We start from the raw sequence: 16,795 nt of genomic DNA on the forward strand, positions 1-16,795 counted from the left end.
GGCTTTTCTTTGCCTGCCTTATTCACTCCTCGGCGTCCCAGAAACTGTAACTACTGGTGCCGGCCAGATGGTGGGTCCAGGTGATATCGCGATAGCGGATGGCAAGACGCTCCTGTGGGGCGACGTCGTTTTGCTGGATGGCATGGGGAACGTCCAGGGTGATGTCGGCAATCACTCCCCCGCCGATCTTTATCGTGAAGTACTTTTCCTCAATGCCATACGGCGAAATTCTATAGAAGCTGACGGAGCAGTCGATTTCCTCTCTGTTGGAGAGTGCCTGCGCCAGCAAGGGCGAAGACGGGTCAATCCACTTGGTGATTGCGACAGGACTGTGGATCAATTTGTCGGTGTTCATCCGATTGTGGGCGAAAGCCAGCACTCGGATTTCATCGTCATGTCCGACCTGACCTTTGTTGTCCAGAGTGTCCGGTGTCGAGCACCCTGCCGAGATAAGTCCTTGGGTTTTCCCTTCGATGGTCATGTAACTGTGATTGGCCATACCTGTCACTCCTTGTGCAAGAGCAGCAGATTAGTGGATGTGGACATCACTTTATGTAGGGTGCTTCCGAAAGTGAAAGTCGTTAACTGACAGACGCTTCCCATAACTTAAACCGTGTTTTAACCGCGACACCATTCAACTGTTTACTATCGATTTCGCTTCATTGCCCGCGTCGATAGTCACCATCAGCCCAATGAAGTTCTCATAAAAAATCCCCGGCGTAACATCAGCTCCATACCCAACAAACAACACCCCTGGAGCACACGATCATGAAACGCCAAATCCTTCTCGGCATCGCTTTCTCGGTTCTTGCAGTCAACGCCTTTGCAGCCAAACCCGCCCACACCCTGATCGCCGAAGGCGGTTCGGATCGGTTGATTGAAAGTCGTTTGGCTGAGGGGGGTTCGGATCGTTTGATCGAACGCCGCGTTGCTGAAGGTGGCGCTGATCGTCTGATCGAACGTCGTGTAGCTGAAGGTGGTTCCGATCGCTTGATCGAACGCCGCGTCGCTGAAGGTGGTTCCGATCGCTTGATCGAACGCCGCGTCGCTGAAGGTGGTTCCGATCGCTTGATCGAACGCCGCGTCGCTGAAGGTGGTTCCGATCGCTTGATCGAACGCCGCGTCGCTGAAGGTGGTTCCGATCGCTTGATCGAACGCCGCGTCGCTGAAGGTGGTTCCGATCGCTTGATCGAACGCCGCGTCGCCTGAATCTAACGCTCTACCGAAGTACAAACAAAAAGCCCGGCCTGATCAGCCGGGCTTTTTTACGTCCAACCGGCGCTTATTGCACGGTTTTCAGTTTGACCACGTCACCGGAGATCTTGGTGGTGTAACCGGTCAGGACCCAGGCCCAGAACCAGTTTTCCTGAACCTGGGTGTTGATCATGGCGTCGCCGCCCTTGGCTTTGATCGCGGCGGTCTGGGCGCGGACAAAGCGACTGTTCTGCTGAATCGGGATAACGCCGAACAGCAGCAGACCGGTGGCGGTGGCTTCGCTGTGGCCAATCACGGTGTATTGGCTGCTGTCGTATTGTTTGGTGTTCATCGGGGTGCCGGTGCAACCTGCCAGAACCGCACCGATCAGGGCGGCGGCGACGACTTTGCTGAGGTATTTCACTTCAAGACTCCATGGGAAAACGCCCGGGATCCGTCTCTCGGGCGGCGCGCACTTTACCGCAAGTGATGGCGCATTAGTATCAATCCAGGCCATGTTTCATATTCAGGTGTTGGTTTTAAGCCGGGTCCACAAGCGCGTCGTCAGCCGGGCAATCGCCGCCGGCAGTTCTTCCACGGTGAACAACTTGTCCATCACCGCTTTGGGTGGATAGATCGCCTGGTCCTGTTTCACCGCCGGCGTCAGAAACTCATCGGCCGCCGCGTTGGGGTTGGCGTAGTGAATGCTGTTGCTGATATTGGCGATCACCTTCGGTTCAAGTAGATAGTTCATGTAGGCGTAGCCATTCTTTTCGTGGGGCGCGTTTTTCGGCATGACCACCATGTCGAACCACAAGGTCGTGCCTTCTTCGGGAATCGAATAAGCGATGTCGATACCGTTCTTCGCTTCCCGGGCACTGGCAGCCGCCTGGACGACATCACCGTTAAAGCCGATCACCGCGCAGACATTCCCGTTGGCCAGATCGCTGATGTACTTCGACGCATGGAAGTACTGCACGTACGGGCGAATCTTGAACAAGGCCGCTTCGGCCTTTTTGTAATCCGCCGGTTCGTGGCTGTGCGGCGGCAAGCCCAGATAGTTGAGGGTGATCGGCAACACTTGGGTCGGGTTGTCGATGATCGCTACACCGCACTGGCTCAATTTCTTGATGTTGTCCTCTTCGAAAAACAGCTTCCACGAACGCGTGACATCGGTGTTGCCGAAGATCGCCTTGATCTTCTCGACGTTGTAGCCGATGCCGGCGGTGCCCCACATGTACGGATAACCGTATTGATTGCCCGGATCGTTGACTTCGAGTTTCTGCATCAACTGCGGATCGAGATTCTTCCAGTTCGACAGTTGCGACTTGTCGAGTTTCTGAATGGCGCCCGCCTTGATCAGCCGCGACAGAAAGTGGTTCGACGGGCTGACCACGTCGTAACCGGTATTGCCGGTCATCAACTTGGACTCCAGCACTTCGTTACTGTCGTGGATGTCGTAAGTGGCTTTGATGCCGGTGTCTTTGGTGAAGTTCGCCAGGGTGTCGTCGGCGATGTAACTGCTCCAGTTGGAGATGTTGACGGTTTCATCGGCCAGGGCGAACCCGGAACCGGTGGCGAGCAAGACCGCCAGGGAAAGTGTGTGGACGCGCATGTTCTGTCACCTGAATTGAGTGGCTTTTGTTCTTGTGGGATGTGCGAATTTTCAGATTTCTGTTCTGGCCCTGACCGCCTCCACGCGCATGCGCAACATGGCGCCGATATCGAAGAAAGGTCGCGGCGGCAGCCAGCCGGGCTCGGCCCGTTGCATCACTGATTGCAGCAGTGGCGAATCGACGCCGGATGCCAGTTCCGCCAGCAGTCGTCCCCACAAGGTTCCGCGCGCTACGCCCGATCCGTTGCAACCGGCCACGGCAAACACGCCCTCTTCCACCTGGTCGAAATACGCCTGACCGCTTCGGGTCGCGCTCAGATGGCCGGTCCAGGTGTATTGGATGTCGTGCTCGCCGAGGAACGGAAAGCGCCGTTGCAAACCCCGGACATGGTGTTGCCGGCGCAGCGCAAGTTCGCTGTTGGAGAGGTCCCGCGTCCGGTATTCGGCGGTGTTGCGGATCATCACCCGGCGATCCGGCGTCAGCCGAACCGTGGCGCCCAGCGGCCGGGTCGACAGCACGCCCCACGGTTCAACGGCCCCGATGGCGGCGAACTCCTGATCCGTGAGCGGGCGCGTGAGGCTGGCGCTCAGCTCCATCGGGAACGTGGCGCTGTCATCGATGCCGACCCGTGGAATGAATGCGTTCAGGCAGACCAGTACCTTTCCTGCCTCGACGCTGCCATCAAGTGAATAGGCCCGAATCCGTCCCTGACTCAAACGTTCGAGCCCCGTGATGTCGGTGTTTTCGTACACGCTGACATTGCCCGGGAGTGCATCGAGCAAACCCTTCACGTATTTGGCCGGTTGCAGCAGCGCGTTGCCGTTGCCGCACCAGATCGCGGCTTGATAGTGACGGGTGCCGAGTTTTCGGCTCAGTTCTTCACCTTGCAGAAACTCCGCGCGGGCACCGAGCACGCGCAGCGTGGCGAGTTTGGCGTCGACCTGATTGAGCTTGGCCGGATCGTTGACCGCAAAGAAATAGCCGCTGTCACGGAAGTCGCAATCGATGGCGTGACGGGCAATGCGTTGTCGGACTTCTTCACTGGCGGCGCGGGAAATCATCGTGTCGACTTCAAATCCGGCAAAGCCCTGCCCGCCGATCAATTCGTTGTCCGTCGGATGTTCATGGGCGACGACAAAACCCGAATTGCGCGCCGAAGCGCCTTGCGCCGCTCGCTGACGATCAACCACCACGATCCGTGCCTGCGGATGCATCTCGGCCAGATGATGGGCAGCGCTGAGGCCGGTGATCCCGGCGCCGATCACCAGCCAGTCGGCCTTTTGCGCACCGCTCAGGCGATCACGCTCCGCAGGGTTTGCGGTTTGCGCGATCCAGCCACAGACATTTTCCATGCATCACCTCATTCGACGATCGTTCGGCGGCTTGTCTTCCATCCGTAGCCATGCGTGAATCGCATGCCCACGTTGTGAAGATCACCGACAGAACTACAATCTATAAGGTCTTCACACACCTAACCAACGTTAAGAAATCATCGAGCCATTCCGAAAACGCATGGATAAAATTCGCCACGTCCCGTCGCTGCAAGCCATGCAGGCGCTGGTGGAAGTCGCCAGGTCCGGCAGCTTCACCCAGGCCGCGCAGAAGCTGTGCCTGACTCAAAGCGCCGTCAGCCGGCAGATTCAACAGCTGGAAAGCCATTTCAACGTCCCGTTGTTCTTGCGCACCAGCCGCAGCCTGCGCCTGACCCAGGAAGGCGAGCAGGTTTTAGCCAGCGCGCGGAGCATTTTCGAGCAGCTGAAAACCCTCGAAGAACGCCTGACGCCGCAGAAACGCCCGTTCCGGATTCGCATGCATGTGTCGTTGGCGGTGCGCTGGCTGTTGCCTAAACTCAGCGACTTTTATCTGCGTCATCCCGAGGTTTCGCTGGCCATCGAAACCGTCGCCACCGAAATCGTCGAACCGACCAGCGACAGCGACGCCTACATCCTTTACCTGCCGACGGCATCGAGCGATCCGGATTGCCTGACCCTGTTTCAGGAAACCCTGGTGCCGGTCTGCGCCCCGAGCCTTGCCGATGCGCCCCGATCAGTGGAAGAACTGCTGCGCTTTCCGCTGCTGCATCGCTCGGCGGATCGTCAGGCGTGGATCGAATGGCTGGCGGCGAACGACGGCCAACCGCTGGACGATTACCGCCACATCCCGTTCAACCTCGATGAACTGGCATTGGACGCGGCGGCACGGGGATTGGGCGTAGCGGTGACGGACATGACGCTGGCGGCGGAATCCATCGAGCGCGGCGTGCTGGTGGTGCCGTTCGGGCAACCGCTGAAAACCGGGGGGATTTATTCGTTGTGCTTGCAGCCGTCGGCAGCTGCGCATCCGGCTTGTGCGGTGGTGATGGGGTGGTTTGCCGGGCAGGCCGAGCGCCAGCTTTGAACCCGGACTTCACACGAGAGCTGCCTTGCGCAGCTCCCGCACAGGATTTTCATTGCTGAGAGAACGTCTGCAAATACGCCAACAAATTATCGATCTTCTCCTCGTCACTCAGCCCCCAAAAGATCATCCGCGTCCCCGGCACCACGCCCTTTGGGTCTTTCAGATACGCCGTCAGCGTTTCACGGTTCCAGGTCAGGCCGGAGTTTTTCATCGCGTCGGAATACACGTAATTCGCCGACGTCCCCGCCGGGCGACCGATGATGCCATTGAGTTCAGGGCCGAAGCCCGGGCGGGCGGATTCACCGACCTGATGGCAGCCGCCGCACAGGCGCGGGAAGATTTTGGCGCCGGCCTCGGCGTCACCGGCTGCCAGTGCTGGCGTGCTGAGCAGGCCTGCGTTGAGGATCAGGGCGAGCGTTAATGCAGCGTTTTTCATCAGGGTTTTCCAGATCTTCGGCCGCGCCAAGGGTAATCGCGCGCGGCAAGTTGCGCTACAGGTAGGCGCCCACGACCTGACGGACTTTGAGCAAGGCTTGACGCAGGACAAGCATGTCCACCGAGCCCAGCGCCAGGCGAATTGCGTGGGGCACATGGCCGGACACGGTAAAGGGTTCTGCGGTGGTGACGGAAACCTGTTCGTGCATCAATTCGACCACGATGTGGTCGGCCCGGACGTCTTCCGGCAGCGGTAACCAGAGGAAATAAGAAGAGGGATGGCCGACGGTCGGGAGACCTTCGAGGATCTGCGCAGCTAATGTTTGCCGGGCTCGGGCGTCGCTGCGCTTTTGTGCTTCGAGCAAGGTGACGGTGCCGTCGTCGAGCCAGCCGCAGGCGATGGCGGTCATCACGCCGGGGGTGTTCCAGGTGGTGGCGCGGATGATCCGTTCCAGCGCCGCCACCTGTTCGACCGGCGCGGCGATGAAACCGACACGCAGGCCGGTGGCGATGTTTTTTGATAGGCCCGACACGTAGACCGTGCGTTCCGGCGCCAGATCGGCCAACGGGGGCGGTGGGTTATCGACCAGAAAGGCGTAGGCCGCATCCTCAATGATCGTCAGATCATGCCGGCGGGCAATCGCGACCAAATCCTCGCGTTGCTCCAAAGGCATCACCCAGCCCAATGGATTGTGCAGGGTCGGCATGCTGTAAACCGCACGCACCGGGCGCTGCCGACAAAGTTTGTCGAGGGCCGCCAGATCGGGGCCCTGCTCATTGACGGGAATCGCCACCACTTCCAGGTACAGCGCTTCGGCCAGCACTTTGAATCCCGAATAGGTCAAGGCGTCGGCAGCGATCACATCGCCGGGCTTGAGCAGCGCCATCAGCGTCACCGCCAGCCCTTGCTGGGCGCCGTTGACGATCAGCACCTGCTCGGCCTCGACACTCAAACCCCGCATTTGCAGATGCCGCGCCACCGAGGCCCGTTCGTGCTGGCGACCGGCGTGGGGCTGATAGCGTAGCAGCGCTTCGAGGTCACCGGACAACGCCAGTTGCCGCAACGCGGTGCGCAGCAACTCGGCCTGCCCCGGCAATGACGGGTAGTTGAAGTTCAGATCGATCATGCCGACCGCGACGTCTTTCTGGTCGATGCCCTGCCCCGGCAACAACGACGTTTCCCGCACAAACGTGCCGCGCCCGGCTTCGCCGCTGACCAGGCCCATGGCCTCAAGCTCGGCGTACACCCGAGACGCGGTGACCAGCGCCAGCCCTTCGTTCGCCGCCAGTTGCCGGTGAGTCGGCAAACGGGTGCCGGGCAAAAGGCGGCCGGCGCGAATGTCGGCGGCATAGGTGTCGACGAGGGTCTTGTAACGAGAGCGTGGCATGTCGGGCTGTATCCATGACAATTCTTTGATTGTCCTGATTCTCAACCCTAGGATGGTTTCAACGCAACCCACCACTGAGCGCAACGCGTATGGAACGAACCACCCAACTCGGCACCCCGGCCCTGGAAAAAACCAGCGGCTGGATCAATGGCTTCATCGGCGTCGTGATCTTCAGCGGCTCGCTGCCCGCCACCCGGCTGGCGGTGCTCGAATTCGACCCGGTATTTCTCACCGTCATCCGCGCGACCATCGCCGGCGCCCTGGCGTTGTGCTTGCTGTGGCTGTTTCGCGAACGGCGTCCGGCGCGGGATCAGTGGTTGTCATTGCTGATCGTCGCACTGGGCGTGGTTGTGGGTTTTCCGTTGTTGACGGCCCTGGCGCTGCAATACGTGACGTCGGCGCATTCCATTGTGTTTGTAGGACTGCTGCCGCTAGCGACGGCGATTTTCGGCGTGTTGCGCGGCGGTGAACGGCCGCGTCCGGTCTTCTGGATTTTTTCGGTGCTGGGCAGTTCGCTGGTGGTCGGTTTTGCGATCTCACAAGGGCTGACCGCCTCGCCCACCGGTGATCTATTGATGCTGGCGGCGATCCTCGCCTGCGGCCTCGGTTACGCCGAAGGCGCAAAACTGTCGCGCACCCTCGGCGGCTGGCAGGTGATCTGCTGGGCGCTGGTGTTGTCGTTGCCGGTGATGGCCGTGCTGAGCGTGTGGCTGGCTCCCGCCTCGTTCAGCGGTATCAGCGTGTCGGCGTGGGTGTGTCTGGCGTACGTTTCGCTGTTCAGCATGCTGATCGGTTTTGTGTTCTGGTATCGCGGGCTGGCTCAGGGCGGGATTGCGGCGGTCGGACAGTTGCAATTGCTGCAGCCGTTTTTCGGCCTGGCACTGGCCGCGACCTTACTCCACGAGCACGTCAGCGTCGGCATGTTGGTGGTCACGCTGGGGGTGATCCTGTGCGTGGCCGGGGCGAAGAAATTCGCCAAATAGTTTTCAGCTCGCGCCGGCCTTCCATTCTCGCGGGCTGAGCCCGGTCTTACGCCGAAACGCCCGGGCCAGCGCCGAAGGACTTTCATAACCGACCTCTTCGGCGATCAACGCAATCGGCCGTCCCTCGCGCAGGCGTTTCTGCGCGAGGCTGATCCGCCAGTTCACCAGATAGTCCGCCGGTGTCTGTCCCACCACCCGCCGGAAGTGCTCAGCAAAACCGGCGCGGGACAGATTGGCGGCATTCGCCAACTCGGCGACGCTCCAGGCCTTGGCCGGTTGCTCGTGCATCAGGTTCAAGGCTCGGGAAATCTTCGGATCGGCCAGCCCCGCCATCATGCCCGGCTGCTGGTTGCGACTGCTGATGAGGTGGCGCAGCAGCAGAATCACCAGCAACTCGAACAGCCGGTCCATCACGGCTTCACGCCCGCAATGGCCGTCGAAAGCTTCCTTGAACAGCCACTCCAGGGTGTTGGCCATTTCCGGAAGGTCGGCGAGTTTCAGCACCAGATAATCCGGCAGCGCTGCCGCCAAAGCATTGCCCGCGCCGCCGTCGAACGTCAGTGAGGCGCACACCAGTTGCGTGCCCATGGCTTCGTTGGCGAACAAGCGATGGGCCATGGGGCGCGGGAAAAAGATCAGGGTCGGTTCATTGAGCGAGATTTCAGGATCGTTGCCCGGTTTGAGCAACAACTCCCCCGCCTGCAACAGATGCACATGCCCGCACACCTGATCGCCACCGTAGGCGCTCACCCCGCAGAACGTGCCGCTGTGAAAGGTGCCGGCATTGACGCCGAAATGGCTGAGCAACGTAGAAAGGCGATCCATGACTGATTCTCGCAAGGACAGATTTGGACGATCTGTCGCATATCCTCGACGATTTGCACCCAAAGCACCAGCCGCGCTCCGTAGCATTCACTCCATCCCCGGCGCACTTCGCACCGGACTTTCGGAGAATCACCATGAGCCGCATCGCCCCTCTCAGCCTCGAAACCGCCACCGACGCCACTCGCCCGACACTTGAAGGCGTGCAGAAAAAAATCGGCTTCCTGCCCAACCTGTTCAAAACCATCGCCGTCGCACCTGTCGCGCTGGATGCCTACGTGCAAATCTCCGCCACGCTGGGCAAGACGTCCCTGAGCGCCAAGGAAAAAGAGGCGGTGTATCTGGCCACCTCGCAAGTCAACGGTTGCGACTATTGCCTGGCGGCGCACACCCTGTTCGCCAGCAAGGCCGGGCTGGATGCAGAAGAAATCATCGAAGCGCGTCACGGTCGGCTGAATGCTTTTGCCACCCTCGCCCATCAACTGACCGAAACCCGTGGTCATCTGAGCAATGAACAGATTGCCGCCGCCCGCGCCGCCGGTATCGACGACAAGAAGATCATCGAAGTGATCGCCGTCGTCGCCGCGCAAACCCTCACCAACTACCTGAACAACGTGGCGCTGACCGACATCGATTTCCCCGCCATCGATGCCTGATCAGTGACCGGGGTCGATCTCAGTCGTGATCGACCCCGGCGCGTTTCAGCAACTTCTTGCACCGTTCGGACAGGTGAAACACCTGCAACTGCTTGCCGGCCTTGGCGTAGCGTTCACGCAGGGTTTTCAGCGCGGCGATGGCCGAGTAATCGACAAAGCTCAGGTGCCGGCAGTCCAGCGTCACCCGTTGCGGATCACTGGCCGGATCGAACTGATTGAGAAACGGCGTGGTCGAGGCAAAGAACAGCGTGCCGTGCAGGCGATAGAGTTTGCTGCCGTCCGCTTCCAGATGTTCATCGGCGTACAACTCGCGCGCTTGCTGCCAGGCAAAATTCAGCGCGGCAATGATGATCCCGCACAGCACAGCCGTGGCCAGGTCGGTAAACACCGTGATGGTCGTTACCGCGATGATCACCAGCACATCGTTGAGCGGCACTTTGTTCAGCACCCGCAGCGAAGCCCAGGCAAAGGTCTGCTGCGACACCACGAACATCACCCCCACCAGCGCCGCCAGCGGAATCCGCTCGATCAGCGGCGACAGAAACAGAATGAACAGCAGAATCAACACACCTGCCACGACGCCGGACAAACGCCCGCGCCCGCCGGAACTGAGGTTGATCACGGTCTGGCCGATCATTGCGCAACCGCCCATGCCGCCGAACGCACCGGAGACCATATTTGCTGCGCCCAGCGCCACGCATTCGCGGTCCGGATAGCCACGGGTTTCGGTGATTTCGTCGGTGAGGTTGAGAGTCAGCAGGGTTTCCAGCAGACCGACCAGCGCCATCAGAATCGCGTAGGGCGCGATAATGCGCAGGGTGTCCAGCGTCCACGGGATGTCCGGCAACGCGAACGTTGGCAGGCCGCCGGCGATGTGCGCCATGTCGCCGAGGGTGCGGGTCGGCAGGCCGAGCAGGTAAACCAGCAAACCGACGCCGAGAATCGCCACCAGCGCCGGCGGCACGGCGCGGGTCAGGCGCGGCAATATATAAACGATGGCCATGGTCAGCAGCACCAGCCCGGTCATCAGGTACAGCGGCGTGCCGCTGAGCCACTGCTCACCGCTCTTGAAATGCTCCAGTTGCGCCAGCGCAATGATGATCGCCAGACCGTTGACGAACCCGAGCATCACCGGGTGCGGCACCATGCGCACCAGTTTGCCCAGCCGCAACAGCCCGAACGCCATCATGATCAAACCGCCAAGCAACACCGTCGCCAGCAGGTACTGCACGCCGTGTTGCACCACCAGCGCGACGATCACCACCGCCATCGAACCGGCCGCGCCGGAGACCATGCCCGGCCGGCCACCGAACAACGCAGTCAGCGTGCAAATGATGAAAGCACCGTACAGGCCCATCAGCGGGTTGAGGTGAGCCACCAGCGCAAACGCAATGCATTCGGGCAACAGGGCAAACGAGGTGGTGAGTCCGGCCAGGACATCGGCGCGCAGACGAATCGGTTTCATGGCTTACCTGACAGAGCGGCCGACGGGCGCGGCCGCATGCATTTGCGCAAAAGAGCGCCGCGGAAAAAGAGGGTTGCGGATGTTACGCAAATGCACCGGCGTGGGCCAGCAATCGCTGACAACCGTTGGCGTGCGCTCTATGCTGGCGCGCTGTTTTAAGCCATTGGAGCCCCGGATGCCGACCGAACTGACCAGCCGCGAAGTGTGCCAGCGCTTGCGCGATGCCGCACTGGGCGTGTGTGCCTTGCGGGTGATGGACGTGCGAGTGGATCGGGTTGCGGTCGACATCGAGGGCTGGCGCTTGCAGCTGGACTTTGACGGCCAGCGCTTGCATCACTGCGCTGATTGTCTTTGTCCGGAAGGTCGCGAATGGACGCTAGACATCCGGCAACGCTTCGGCACCGACCCGGTCAGTCTGCTGAGTACCTGGGAGCTGGCGCAGATCGAGCGCTTGTTGCGTCAACGTGAATGATGGACGGCAAACGGAGTTGCCCAATGATGGCACTCTGCCCATAATTCGCCCCCCCTCTTCAACGCGCAAGGAACTGCCGTGAAAAAATCGCTGCTGTTGGTCCCGCTGTTTGCTCTGCTCCTGCAAGGCTGTGGCATGACCATGACCCGTTACGAGCCAAGCTTCGACAACGTTCAGAAGCTCAAGCAAACCCCGCCGCTGCACGCGATCAGCAATCCACAGGTTACCGCCGAGTCGGGTGAAGGCTCGTTGATGGTCCGCGCCAACCCGATCAAGTCGCCGACAGGCAGCATCCCGGCGCATATCCAGGACGCGATCACCGAAGAACTGCGCAAGGCCGGTCTGCTCGACCCGCAGGCGACCCGTCATCTGCAAGTGCTGGTGGTGAAAAACCAGTTGAACGCCGGCATGGGCACAGGTGACGGCACTATCGCTGCGCGCTTCACCCTGCGCAATGGCAACGATGTGGTGTACGACGCCACCAAAGATGTCAGCCATCAGTGGGACAGCAGCTTTTTCGGTGTTATCGCGATTCCCAACGCGACCAACGCCTACAACCCGATGCTGCAGGACTTGCTGAAGAATCTGTACAGCGATCCACAATTCATTCAGGCCCTGAAGTAAGGGCAAAAAAAAAGAGCCGCGATTGCGGCTCTTTTTTTGCTGCTGGAGTGAGTCAGATGCCCGAATACTTCGGACGGTTGCTGTCGGCCCATTCCTTGAGCAACGCATTGACCTGCCGAGTGAACGTATCGGTCACTGCTGCTTTCGGTGTATTGAACGCCAGCGGCAGGAACCAGATGCCCATCCAGGTGCCGACCGCGTCATGGTTACTGGCGGTGGACAGCGGCTGACCTTGCTGATCGAGGGTTTCCAGGCTCATGGTGTACTGGTCGGTGGCATAGGCCGGAATGATCGTCATGCTCAGGCCACTGATGAACGCCAGCACCATCTGACCGCCATTCGGTGGATGGTTGTACATTTTCAGGCGCAGGCTGTAGTCACCTGGCTGCTTCTCGAACTTGTCGAAGGTGACACGACCGAACAAACCGGAATCCTTCAGGACGGTTTGCAATTGCGGTTTGAGCATGTCACGAGCTTGTGGCATTTCCACGGCGGAAGCGCTTTTCGGCTCGCCCTGGTAGAAGTCGAAATCGACATAGACGTTTGGCTTGTTGGCATAGCTTGCCATCGATGGCAGTGTGACCGGGGCCACTTCGTCCTTGGTGAAACTGGCACAGCCGCCCAACGCGAGCACCAGACCCAGCGCAAGGATTTTCCCGAATTGCATGATGTCGTCCCTAAAGTGATATCAAAGAGCCTCCATTGCGGAGCGCCGGGGCGGATTCTAGTGATCGTCTACGTCCGGGAAAAGACCTGATTCGGGAAAACCGTTAAAAAAGATCGCGCCGACTCAGCTTTGGCGCAAATCGAGGGTGTACGTGTAATAGCCCGTATCGCGCACCCAGCCGAGTGACTCGTACAAACCCTGGGCACTGAAATTGTCGGTGGCGGTTTCCAGCACCAGCCCCTTGGCGCCGGTTTCGACGGCGAAGTTGCGGGCGGTGTTCATCAATAGTCGCCCCACTCCACGGCCACGGGCGGCCGGCGTGGTGAACAGGTCGCTGAGCAGCCAGGTGCGATGGGCGTCTATCGAAGAGAACGTCGGGTAAAGCTGGACGAATCCCAGCGCTTCGCCGCTTTCATCCTCAACCAGAAAAATCGCTGATTCATTGCCGGCCATGCGCTCGGCAATGAAGGCCCGTGATTGCTCGAGATTCGACGGCTGGCCATAAAAACCGCGATAGGCGTCGAACAGCTTCGCCACCGCGTCGAGATGAATCGTCGTGGCGCGCAGTGCCTGAAGGGTCATTGTCATTTTCCTGAGGTTACCGAAACTGAAACCAGCATAGCGCTGAGGAGCGAGTTCGCTGGCTTATTCGCTATATAGTTTTGTATATTGCGAGTCCGAAATGGCCAGACCCTTCATGCCGTCCATGAGCAGCATCCGCGAACGCAACCAGCAACTGATCCTGGCCGCCGCCAGTGAAGAATTCGCCGCCAACGGCTTCGACGCGACCCAGACCCGCGACATCGCCGCCCGAGCCGGTGTGCCCAAGGCCAACCTGTATTACTACTTCCAGAGCAAGGAAAACCTCTACGGCAAAGTGCTGCTCGGCTTCGTCGAACCATTGCTGGAAGCCTCGGCGGTGCTGCGCGAGAGTGACGACCCGCTGATCGGCCTGCGCGCTTACGTTGCCGCCCGTATCCGCATTGCCCGCGAGCATCCGGCGATCGCCAAAGTGTTCAGCGGTGAATTGTTGCTGGGTGGTCGCCAGTTGCCCGACGAATGCCGCGACCTGCTGCACGGCGAAGCCCGGCGCAATGTCGAGTGTCTGCGCAGCTGGATCGACCGCGGGCTGCTGGCGCCGGTTGATCCAGAACATTTGATGTTGTTTATCTGGTCGGCGACGCGTACCTACACCAACATTGGCTGGCAGATGGGGCGCATCACCGGGCGGGAAGTGCCGCAGGATGAGGATTATGCGGTGGCGGCGGAGACGATTACGCGGCTTGTGTTGAGCGGTGCCGTGTCCGAGCCGGTGAGTGATGTTCGCAGGTTGATGTTTGCGACCTGATTTCAGGCGGTGGCAGTATGCCTTCCCACCCTCATCGTCATCTGAGGAGCAGCACATGGCCGATTCGGATATTCACCTGTCGGACAGTTCGGATAGCGGACTCTTCAAGCGCATCGCCGACGAGCTCCAGCAGACGTTGAGCGGAACCTGGACAACCCAGGCCAGCGGTCTGGATCAGTATTACTGGGATCTGGCGGTCGATGGTCAGGTGATCACCCTGCACCTGGAACATTACCTGGGGATCATGTTGCTGGTGGAGGATGCGAATCCGCAGTGGGTGGCGTCGGAGCGGTTTCAGGCTGTGGTGCGGCGGTTGCAGATGGCGTGATTCACACGCGTCTTTGTGGGAGCGAGCTCGCTTCCACAAAGACTGCAATAACCATCAGAACGTAATCTGGGTCGCCGGCTTAACATCGATCCGCGCCACGGAACCGGTCAGGTGCGCCCAGTCCTTGTTATGTTCGGCGATGATGTCTTCGGCGCTCATGTTGCCGTTGTCGACGGTGGAGTGCGCGTCGGCCGCCAGTTCCACGTCGTAGCCCAGTTGATGGGCCTGGCGCACGGTGGCGTTGACGCAGTAATCGGTTTGCAGGCCGCAGATCACCAGGCGGTCGAAGTCTTCCCGGGGGATCAGTTTCTGCAGGTTGGTCTGGTAGAACGAGTCGTTGGCGGTCTTGTCGACGCGCAGATCGCCGGGCGCAGTGGCCAAGCCGTCAGCCAGTTGCCAGCCCTCGGCACCGTGGGTGAACGGACTGTCCTTTTCGTTGTGCTGGATCAGCACCACCGGCACACCGGACTGGCGCGCGCGGGCGCTGAGGCCGTTGATGGTATCGATCACCCGTTTGATGTCGTGGCACTCGTATTCGCCCGTGCACAGGGCGCGCTGGACATCGATGATCAGCAATGCGGTGATCATGGTGAGCCTTCCTTGATCGGTCCTTGAGACAGGGGCGGACGTGTGCCCGCCCCCTTTTTACTCTGCTCAGTAACCCAATGACAACCCGGTGTTGCGCCGTGGATCGTTGGCGCCGTAGAAGCGGTTCTTGCCGACCGGTTTACCACCCAGCGACGGTGCACCGACCAGAATCGCGGCGATGTGGTTGGCGTCCTGCGGACCCGCAAACTTGTGGCCCCAGCTCTCGAGAATCTTCTTCGTGTCAGGGCTGGCGGCGAAGTCTTCGAGGTTGGTTTCCTCCGGCATCCACTGCTGGTGGAAGCGCGGCGCATCGACCGCTTCCTGCAGGCCCATGCCGTAGTCGATGACGTTGAGCATGGTCAGCAGGGTTGCGGTAATGATGCGGCTGCCGCCCGGCGTACCGACCACCATCACCACTTTGCCGTCCTTGGTGACGATGGTCGGGCTCATCGATGACAGCGGCGCCTTGCCCGGAGCAATCGCGTTGGCCTCCCCCTGCACAAGGCCGTACATGTTCGGCACGCCGACCTTGGAGGTGAAGTCGTCCATTTCATCGTTGAGAATCACCCCGGTCTTGCTCGCCATCACGCCCGCGCCGAACCAGTCGTTGAGGGTGTAGGTGACCGAGACCGCGTTGCCCCACTTGTCGACGATCGAATAGTGCGTGGTGTTGCTGCCTTCATGGGGCGCGACGCCGGGTTTGAGTTCCGCCGACACACCGGCCTTTTGCGGCTGGATCGCGTTACGCAGCTTGGTCGCGTAGTTTTTGTCCAGCAGATGCTCGATCGGGTTTTTCACGAAATCCGGGTCGCCCAGATAGCTGTTGCGATCCACGTATGCGTGGCGCATCGCTTCGATCTGGTAGTGCATGCCCTGGGCCGAATGGAAGCCCAGATCCTTCATCGGATAGCCTTCGAGAATGTTCATGATCTGGCAGATCACCACCCCGCCGGAGCTTGGCGGCGGTGCCGATACGACGTGATAGCCACGATAGTCGCACTCCACCGGGGCCAATTCGCGGGTCTTGTATTTGTCGAGGTCAGCTTGGGTGATGATGCCCTTGTTGGCCTGGCTGGAGGTGACGATGGCGTCAGCCACCCAGCCTTTGTAGAAACCGTCGGCGCCTTTTTCGGAAATGGTGCGCAGGGTTTTGCCCAGGTCCTTCTGTACCAGTTTCTGCCCGACCTGCATCGGCTCGCCGTTGCTCAGGAAGATCGCGCCGGAATCCTTGATGTCCTTCTTGAACACGTCGGTCGCATACTCCAGCAGCTCGACGTCGCCCTGTTCCAGCGCAAAACCTTCTTCGGCCAGTTTGATGGCCGGGGCAATCATTTCCTTGCGCGGCTTGGTGCCGTACTTGCTCAGCGCCAGCTCCATGCCGGACACGGTTCCCGGAACGCCGACCGCGAGGTGGCCACGGGTACTCAGGTCCGGAATGACGTTACCGTCCTTGTCGAGGTACATGTTCGCCGTCGCGGCCAGCGGGGCTTTTTCGCGGAAGTCGAGGAAGGTCTTGCGGCCGTCCGCCAGTTGAATGGTCATGAAACCACCACCACCGAGGTTGCCCGCCGCCGGGTAAACCACCGCCAGTGCATAGCCCACGGCGACCGCCGCATCCACCGCGTTGCCGCCACTTTTCAACACGTCGACACCCACGTGAGTGGCCAGGTGCTGGGCGGTGACCACCATGCCGTTTTCGGCAGCAACCGGGGCAACCGAGGCGGCGTGGGCCATTAGGCAGCTGAGCGCCAACGAGGTCGCAATCAGCGATTTGGCAAAAGGTTCGTACTTCATGAGTCGGTCTCTTCTTTT

The 16,795-nt window shown here is 60.3% G+C and carries 20 protein-coding genes; 8 read left to right on the forward strand and 12 right to left on the reverse strand.

Annotated features, from left to right (window positions below; translation table 11 throughout):
* Window positions 1–22: 22 nt before the first annotated feature.
* The gene (locus M5G18_RS08990) at window positions 23–499 is read right to left on the reverse strand and encodes an Hcp family type VI secretion system effector (RefSeq protein ID WP_273900385.1); all 477 of its coding nucleotides are present in this window, start codon (window positions 497–499) and stop codon (window positions 23–25) included.
* Window positions 500–768: 269 nt separating this feature from the next.
* Here M5G18_RS08990 and M5G18_RS08995 point away from each other — a divergent pair, with 269 nt between their 5' ends.
* Entirely contained in the window at window positions 769–1,209 is a 441-nt protein-coding gene (locus tag M5G18_RS08995; protein WP_273900384.1) for a phage infection protein, read from the forward strand.
* Between the two features lie 73 nt (window positions 1,210–1,282).
* On the opposite strand, the gene M5G18_RS09000 is transcribed toward M5G18_RS08995, so the two are convergent.
* The 3 genes from M5G18_RS09000 to M5G18_RS09010 all read right to left on the reverse strand — a co-directional run bounded on the left by M5G18_RS09000 (window position 1,283) and on the right by M5G18_RS09010 (window position 4,162).
* Window positions 1,283–1,618 carry a hypothetical protein gene (locus tag M5G18_RS09000; protein ID WP_273900383.1) on the reverse strand — a complete coding sequence of 112 codons (336 nt, stop codon included), beginning with the start codon at window positions 1,616–1,618 and terminating at the stop codon, window positions 1,283–1,285.
* A gap of 102 nt (window positions 1,619–1,720) precedes the next feature.
* The gene (locus M5G18_RS09005; RefSeq protein ID WP_273900382.1) at window positions 1,721–2,809 is read right to left on the reverse strand and encodes a polyamine ABC transporter substrate-binding protein; all 1,089 of its coding nucleotides are present in this window, start codon (window positions 2,807–2,809) and stop codon (window positions 1,721–1,723) included.
* 51 nt (window positions 2,810–2,860) lie between these two features.
* Window positions 2,861–4,162 carry an NAD(P)/FAD-dependent oxidoreductase gene (locus M5G18_RS09010; RefSeq protein ID WP_273900381.1) on the reverse strand — a complete coding sequence of 434 codons (1,302 nt, stop codon included), beginning with the start codon at window positions 4,160–4,162 and terminating at the stop codon, window positions 2,861–2,863.
* Window positions 4,163–4,322: 160 nt separating this feature from the next.
* On the opposite strand from M5G18_RS09010, the gene M5G18_RS09015 reads away from it, so the two are divergent.
* Window positions 4,323–5,207 (forward strand): LysR substrate-binding domain-containing protein, encoded by an 885-nt coding sequence (locus M5G18_RS09015; RefSeq protein WP_273900380.1) that lies wholly within the window; start codon window positions 4,323–4,325, stop codon window positions 5,205–5,207.
* Window positions 5,208–5,256: 49 nt separating this feature from the next.
* Here M5G18_RS09015 and M5G18_RS09020 read toward each other — a convergent pair whose 3' ends face one another.
* Window positions 5,257–5,643: a cytochrome c family protein gene (locus tag M5G18_RS09020; RefSeq protein WP_273900379.1), complete on the reverse strand. Its 387-nt coding sequence runs from the start codon at window positions 5,641–5,643 to the stop codon at window positions 5,257–5,259.
* Between the two features lie 55 nt (window positions 5,644–5,698).
* A complete protein-coding gene (locus M5G18_RS09025) occupies window positions 5,699–7,030 on the reverse strand; it encodes an aminotransferase-like domain-containing protein (protein WP_273900378.1) in 1,332 nt (443 codons plus the stop codon).
* Window positions 7,031–7,119: 89 nt separating this feature from the next.
* Here M5G18_RS09025 and M5G18_RS09030 point away from each other — a divergent pair, with 89 nt between their 5' ends.
* Window positions 7,120–8,013: a DMT family transporter gene (locus M5G18_RS09030; RefSeq protein ID WP_085602576.1), complete on the forward strand. Its 894-nt coding sequence runs from the start codon at window positions 7,120–7,122 to the stop codon at window positions 8,011–8,013.
* 3 nt (window positions 8,014–8,016) lie between these two features.
* On the opposite strand, the gene M5G18_RS09035 is transcribed toward M5G18_RS09030, so the two are convergent.
* A complete protein-coding gene (locus M5G18_RS09035) occupies window positions 8,017–8,838 on the reverse strand; it encodes an AraC family transcriptional regulator (RefSeq protein WP_273900377.1) in 822 nt (273 codons plus the stop codon).
* A 134-nt stretch (window positions 8,839–8,972) separates the two neighbouring features.
* On the opposite strand from M5G18_RS09035, the gene M5G18_RS09040 reads away from it, so the two are divergent.
* On the forward strand, window positions 8,973–9,491 hold the full coding sequence (locus tag M5G18_RS09040; protein WP_273900376.1) for a carboxymuconolactone decarboxylase family protein: 519 nt from the start codon (window positions 8,973–8,975) through the stop codon (window positions 9,489–9,491).
* A 19-nt stretch (window positions 9,492–9,510) separates the two neighbouring features.
* Here the strand turns inward: M5G18_RS09040 and M5G18_RS09045 are convergent, their stop codons facing one another.
* Complete coding sequence (locus M5G18_RS09045; protein ID WP_273900375.1) at window positions 9,511–10,956, reverse strand: SulP family inorganic anion transporter; 1,446 nt, start codon at window positions 10,954–10,956, stop codon at window positions 9,511–9,513.
* Window positions 10,957–11,131: 175 nt separating this feature from the next.
* Here M5G18_RS09045 and M5G18_RS09050 point away from each other — a divergent pair, with 175 nt between their 5' ends.
* On the forward strand, window positions 11,132–11,428 hold the full coding sequence (locus M5G18_RS09050; RefSeq protein ID WP_273900374.1) for a DUF7693 family protein: 297 nt from the start codon (window positions 11,132–11,134) through the stop codon (window positions 11,426–11,428).
* 78 nt (window positions 11,429–11,506) lie between these two features.
* The gene (locus M5G18_RS09055; protein WP_085602565.1) at window positions 11,507–12,052 is read left to right on the forward strand and encodes a hypothetical protein; all 546 of its coding nucleotides are present in this window, start codon (window positions 11,507–11,509) and stop codon (window positions 12,050–12,052) included.
* A 52-nt stretch (window positions 12,053–12,104) separates the two neighbouring features.
* Here M5G18_RS09055 and M5G18_RS09060 read toward each other — a convergent pair whose 3' ends face one another.
* Both M5G18_RS09060 and M5G18_RS09065 read right to left on the reverse strand, forming a co-directional pair.
* The gene (locus M5G18_RS09060; RefSeq protein ID WP_085602563.1) at window positions 12,105–12,719 is read right to left on the reverse strand and encodes a hypothetical protein; all 615 of its coding nucleotides are present in this window, start codon (window positions 12,717–12,719) and stop codon (window positions 12,105–12,107) included.
* 123 nt (window positions 12,720–12,842) lie between these two features.
* Window positions 12,843–13,301 carry a GNAT family N-acetyltransferase gene (locus M5G18_RS09065; RefSeq protein WP_273900373.1) on the reverse strand — a complete coding sequence of 153 codons (459 nt, stop codon included), beginning with the start codon at window positions 13,299–13,301 and terminating at the stop codon, window positions 12,843–12,845.
* Between the two features lie 124 nt (window positions 13,302–13,425).
* On the opposite strand from M5G18_RS09065, the gene M5G18_RS09070 reads away from it, so the two are divergent.
* On the forward strand, window positions 13,426–14,067 hold the full coding sequence (locus M5G18_RS09070; RefSeq protein WP_041475350.1) for a TetR/AcrR family transcriptional regulator: 642 nt from the start codon (window positions 13,426–13,428) through the stop codon (window positions 14,065–14,067).
* Between the two features lie 55 nt (window positions 14,068–14,122).
* The gene (locus M5G18_RS09075; RefSeq protein WP_273900372.1) at window positions 14,123–14,395 is read left to right on the forward strand and encodes a DUF3630 family protein; all 273 of its coding nucleotides are present in this window, start codon (window positions 14,123–14,125) and stop codon (window positions 14,393–14,395) included.
* A 54-nt stretch (window positions 14,396–14,449) separates the two neighbouring features.
* On the opposite strand, the gene M5G18_RS09080 is transcribed toward M5G18_RS09075, so the two are convergent.
* Both M5G18_RS09080 and ggt read right to left on the reverse strand, forming a co-directional pair.
* Window positions 14,450–14,983 carry a cysteine hydrolase family protein gene (locus M5G18_RS09080; protein ID WP_273900371.1) on the reverse strand — a complete coding sequence of 178 codons (534 nt, stop codon included), beginning with the start codon at window positions 14,981–14,983 and terminating at the stop codon, window positions 14,450–14,452.
* Window positions 14,984–15,049: 66 nt separating this feature from the next.
* Window positions 15,050–16,777: a gamma-glutamyltransferase gene (gene ggt / locus M5G18_RS09085; protein WP_221533701.1), complete on the reverse strand. Its 1,728-nt coding sequence runs from the start codon at window positions 16,775–16,777 to the stop codon at window positions 15,050–15,052.
* Window positions 16,778–16,795 lie beyond the last annotated feature (18 nt).

The organism is Pseudomonas aphyarum (genome assembly GCF_028657055.1).
GTDB lineage: Bacteria > Pseudomonadota > Gammaproteobacteria > Pseudomonadales > Pseudomonadaceae > Aquipseudomonas > Aquipseudomonas aphyarum.

Bases quoted from the DNA above. Each gene is read 5' to 3' on its own strand.
- M5G18_RS09050 (WP_273900374.1), top strand. From the start codon at position 11,132: ATGCCGACCGAACTGACCAGCCGCGAAGTGTGCCAGCGCTTGCGCGAT.
- M5G18_RS09065 (WP_273900373.1), bottom strand. From the start codon at position 13,301: ATGACCCTTCAGGCACTGCGCGCCACGACGATTCATCTCGACGCGGTG.
- M5G18_RS09070 (WP_041475350.1), top strand. From the start codon at position 13,426: ATGAGCAGCATCCGCGAACGCAACCAGCAACTGATCCTGGCCGCCGCC.
- M5G18_RS09060 (WP_085602563.1), bottom strand. From the start codon at position 12,719: ATGCAATTCGGGAAAATCCTTGCGCTGGGTCTGGTGCTCGCGTTGGGC.
- M5G18_RS09075 (WP_273900372.1), top strand. From the start codon at position 14,123: ATGGCCGATTCGGATATTCACCTGTCGGACAGTTCGGATAGCGGACTC.
- ggt (WP_221533701.1), bottom strand. From the start codon at position 16,777: ATGAAGTACGAACCTTTTGCCAAATCGCTGATTGCGACCTCGTTGGCG.
- M5G18_RS09020 (WP_273900379.1), bottom strand. From the start codon at position 5,643: ATGAAAAACGCTGCATTAACGCTCGCCCTGATCCTCAACGCAGGCCTG.
- M5G18_RS09005 (WP_273900382.1), bottom strand. From the start codon at position 2,809: ATGCGCGTCCACACACTTTCCCTGGCGGTCTTGCTCGCCACCGGTTCC.
- M5G18_RS09010 (WP_273900381.1), bottom strand. From the start codon at position 4,162: ATGGAAAATGTCTGTGGCTGGATCGCGCAAACCGCAAACCCTGCGGAG.
- M5G18_RS08990 (WP_273900385.1), bottom strand. From the start codon at position 499: ATGGCCAATCACAGTTACATGACCATCGAAGGGAAAACCCAAGGACTT.
- M5G18_RS09025 (WP_273900378.1), bottom strand. From the start codon at position 7,030: ATGCCACGCTCTCGTTACAAGACCCTCGTCGACACCTATGCCGCCGAC.
- M5G18_RS09035 (WP_273900377.1), bottom strand. From the start codon at position 8,838: ATGGATCGCCTTTCTACGTTGCTCAGCCATTTCGGCGTCAATGCCGGC.
- M5G18_RS09040 (WP_273900376.1), top strand. From the start codon at position 8,973: ATGAGCCGCATCGCCCCTCTCAGCCTCGAAACCGCCACCGACGCCACT.
- M5G18_RS09015 (WP_273900380.1), top strand. From the start codon at position 4,323: ATGGATAAAATTCGCCACGTCCCGTCGCTGCAAGCCATGCAGGCGCTG.
- M5G18_RS09080 (WP_273900371.1), bottom strand. From the start codon at position 14,983: ATGATCACCGCATTGCTGATCATCGATGTCCAGCGCGCCCTGTGCACG.
- M5G18_RS09045 (WP_273900375.1), bottom strand. From the start codon at position 10,956: ATGAAACCGATTCGTCTGCGCGCCGATGTCCTGGCCGGACTCACCACC.
- M5G18_RS08995 (WP_273900384.1), top strand. From the start codon at position 769: ATGAAACGCCAAATCCTTCTCGGCATCGCTTTCTCGGTTCTTGCAGTC.
- M5G18_RS09030 (WP_085602576.1), top strand. From the start codon at position 7,120: ATGGAACGAACCACCCAACTCGGCACCCCGGCCCTGGAAAAAACCAGC.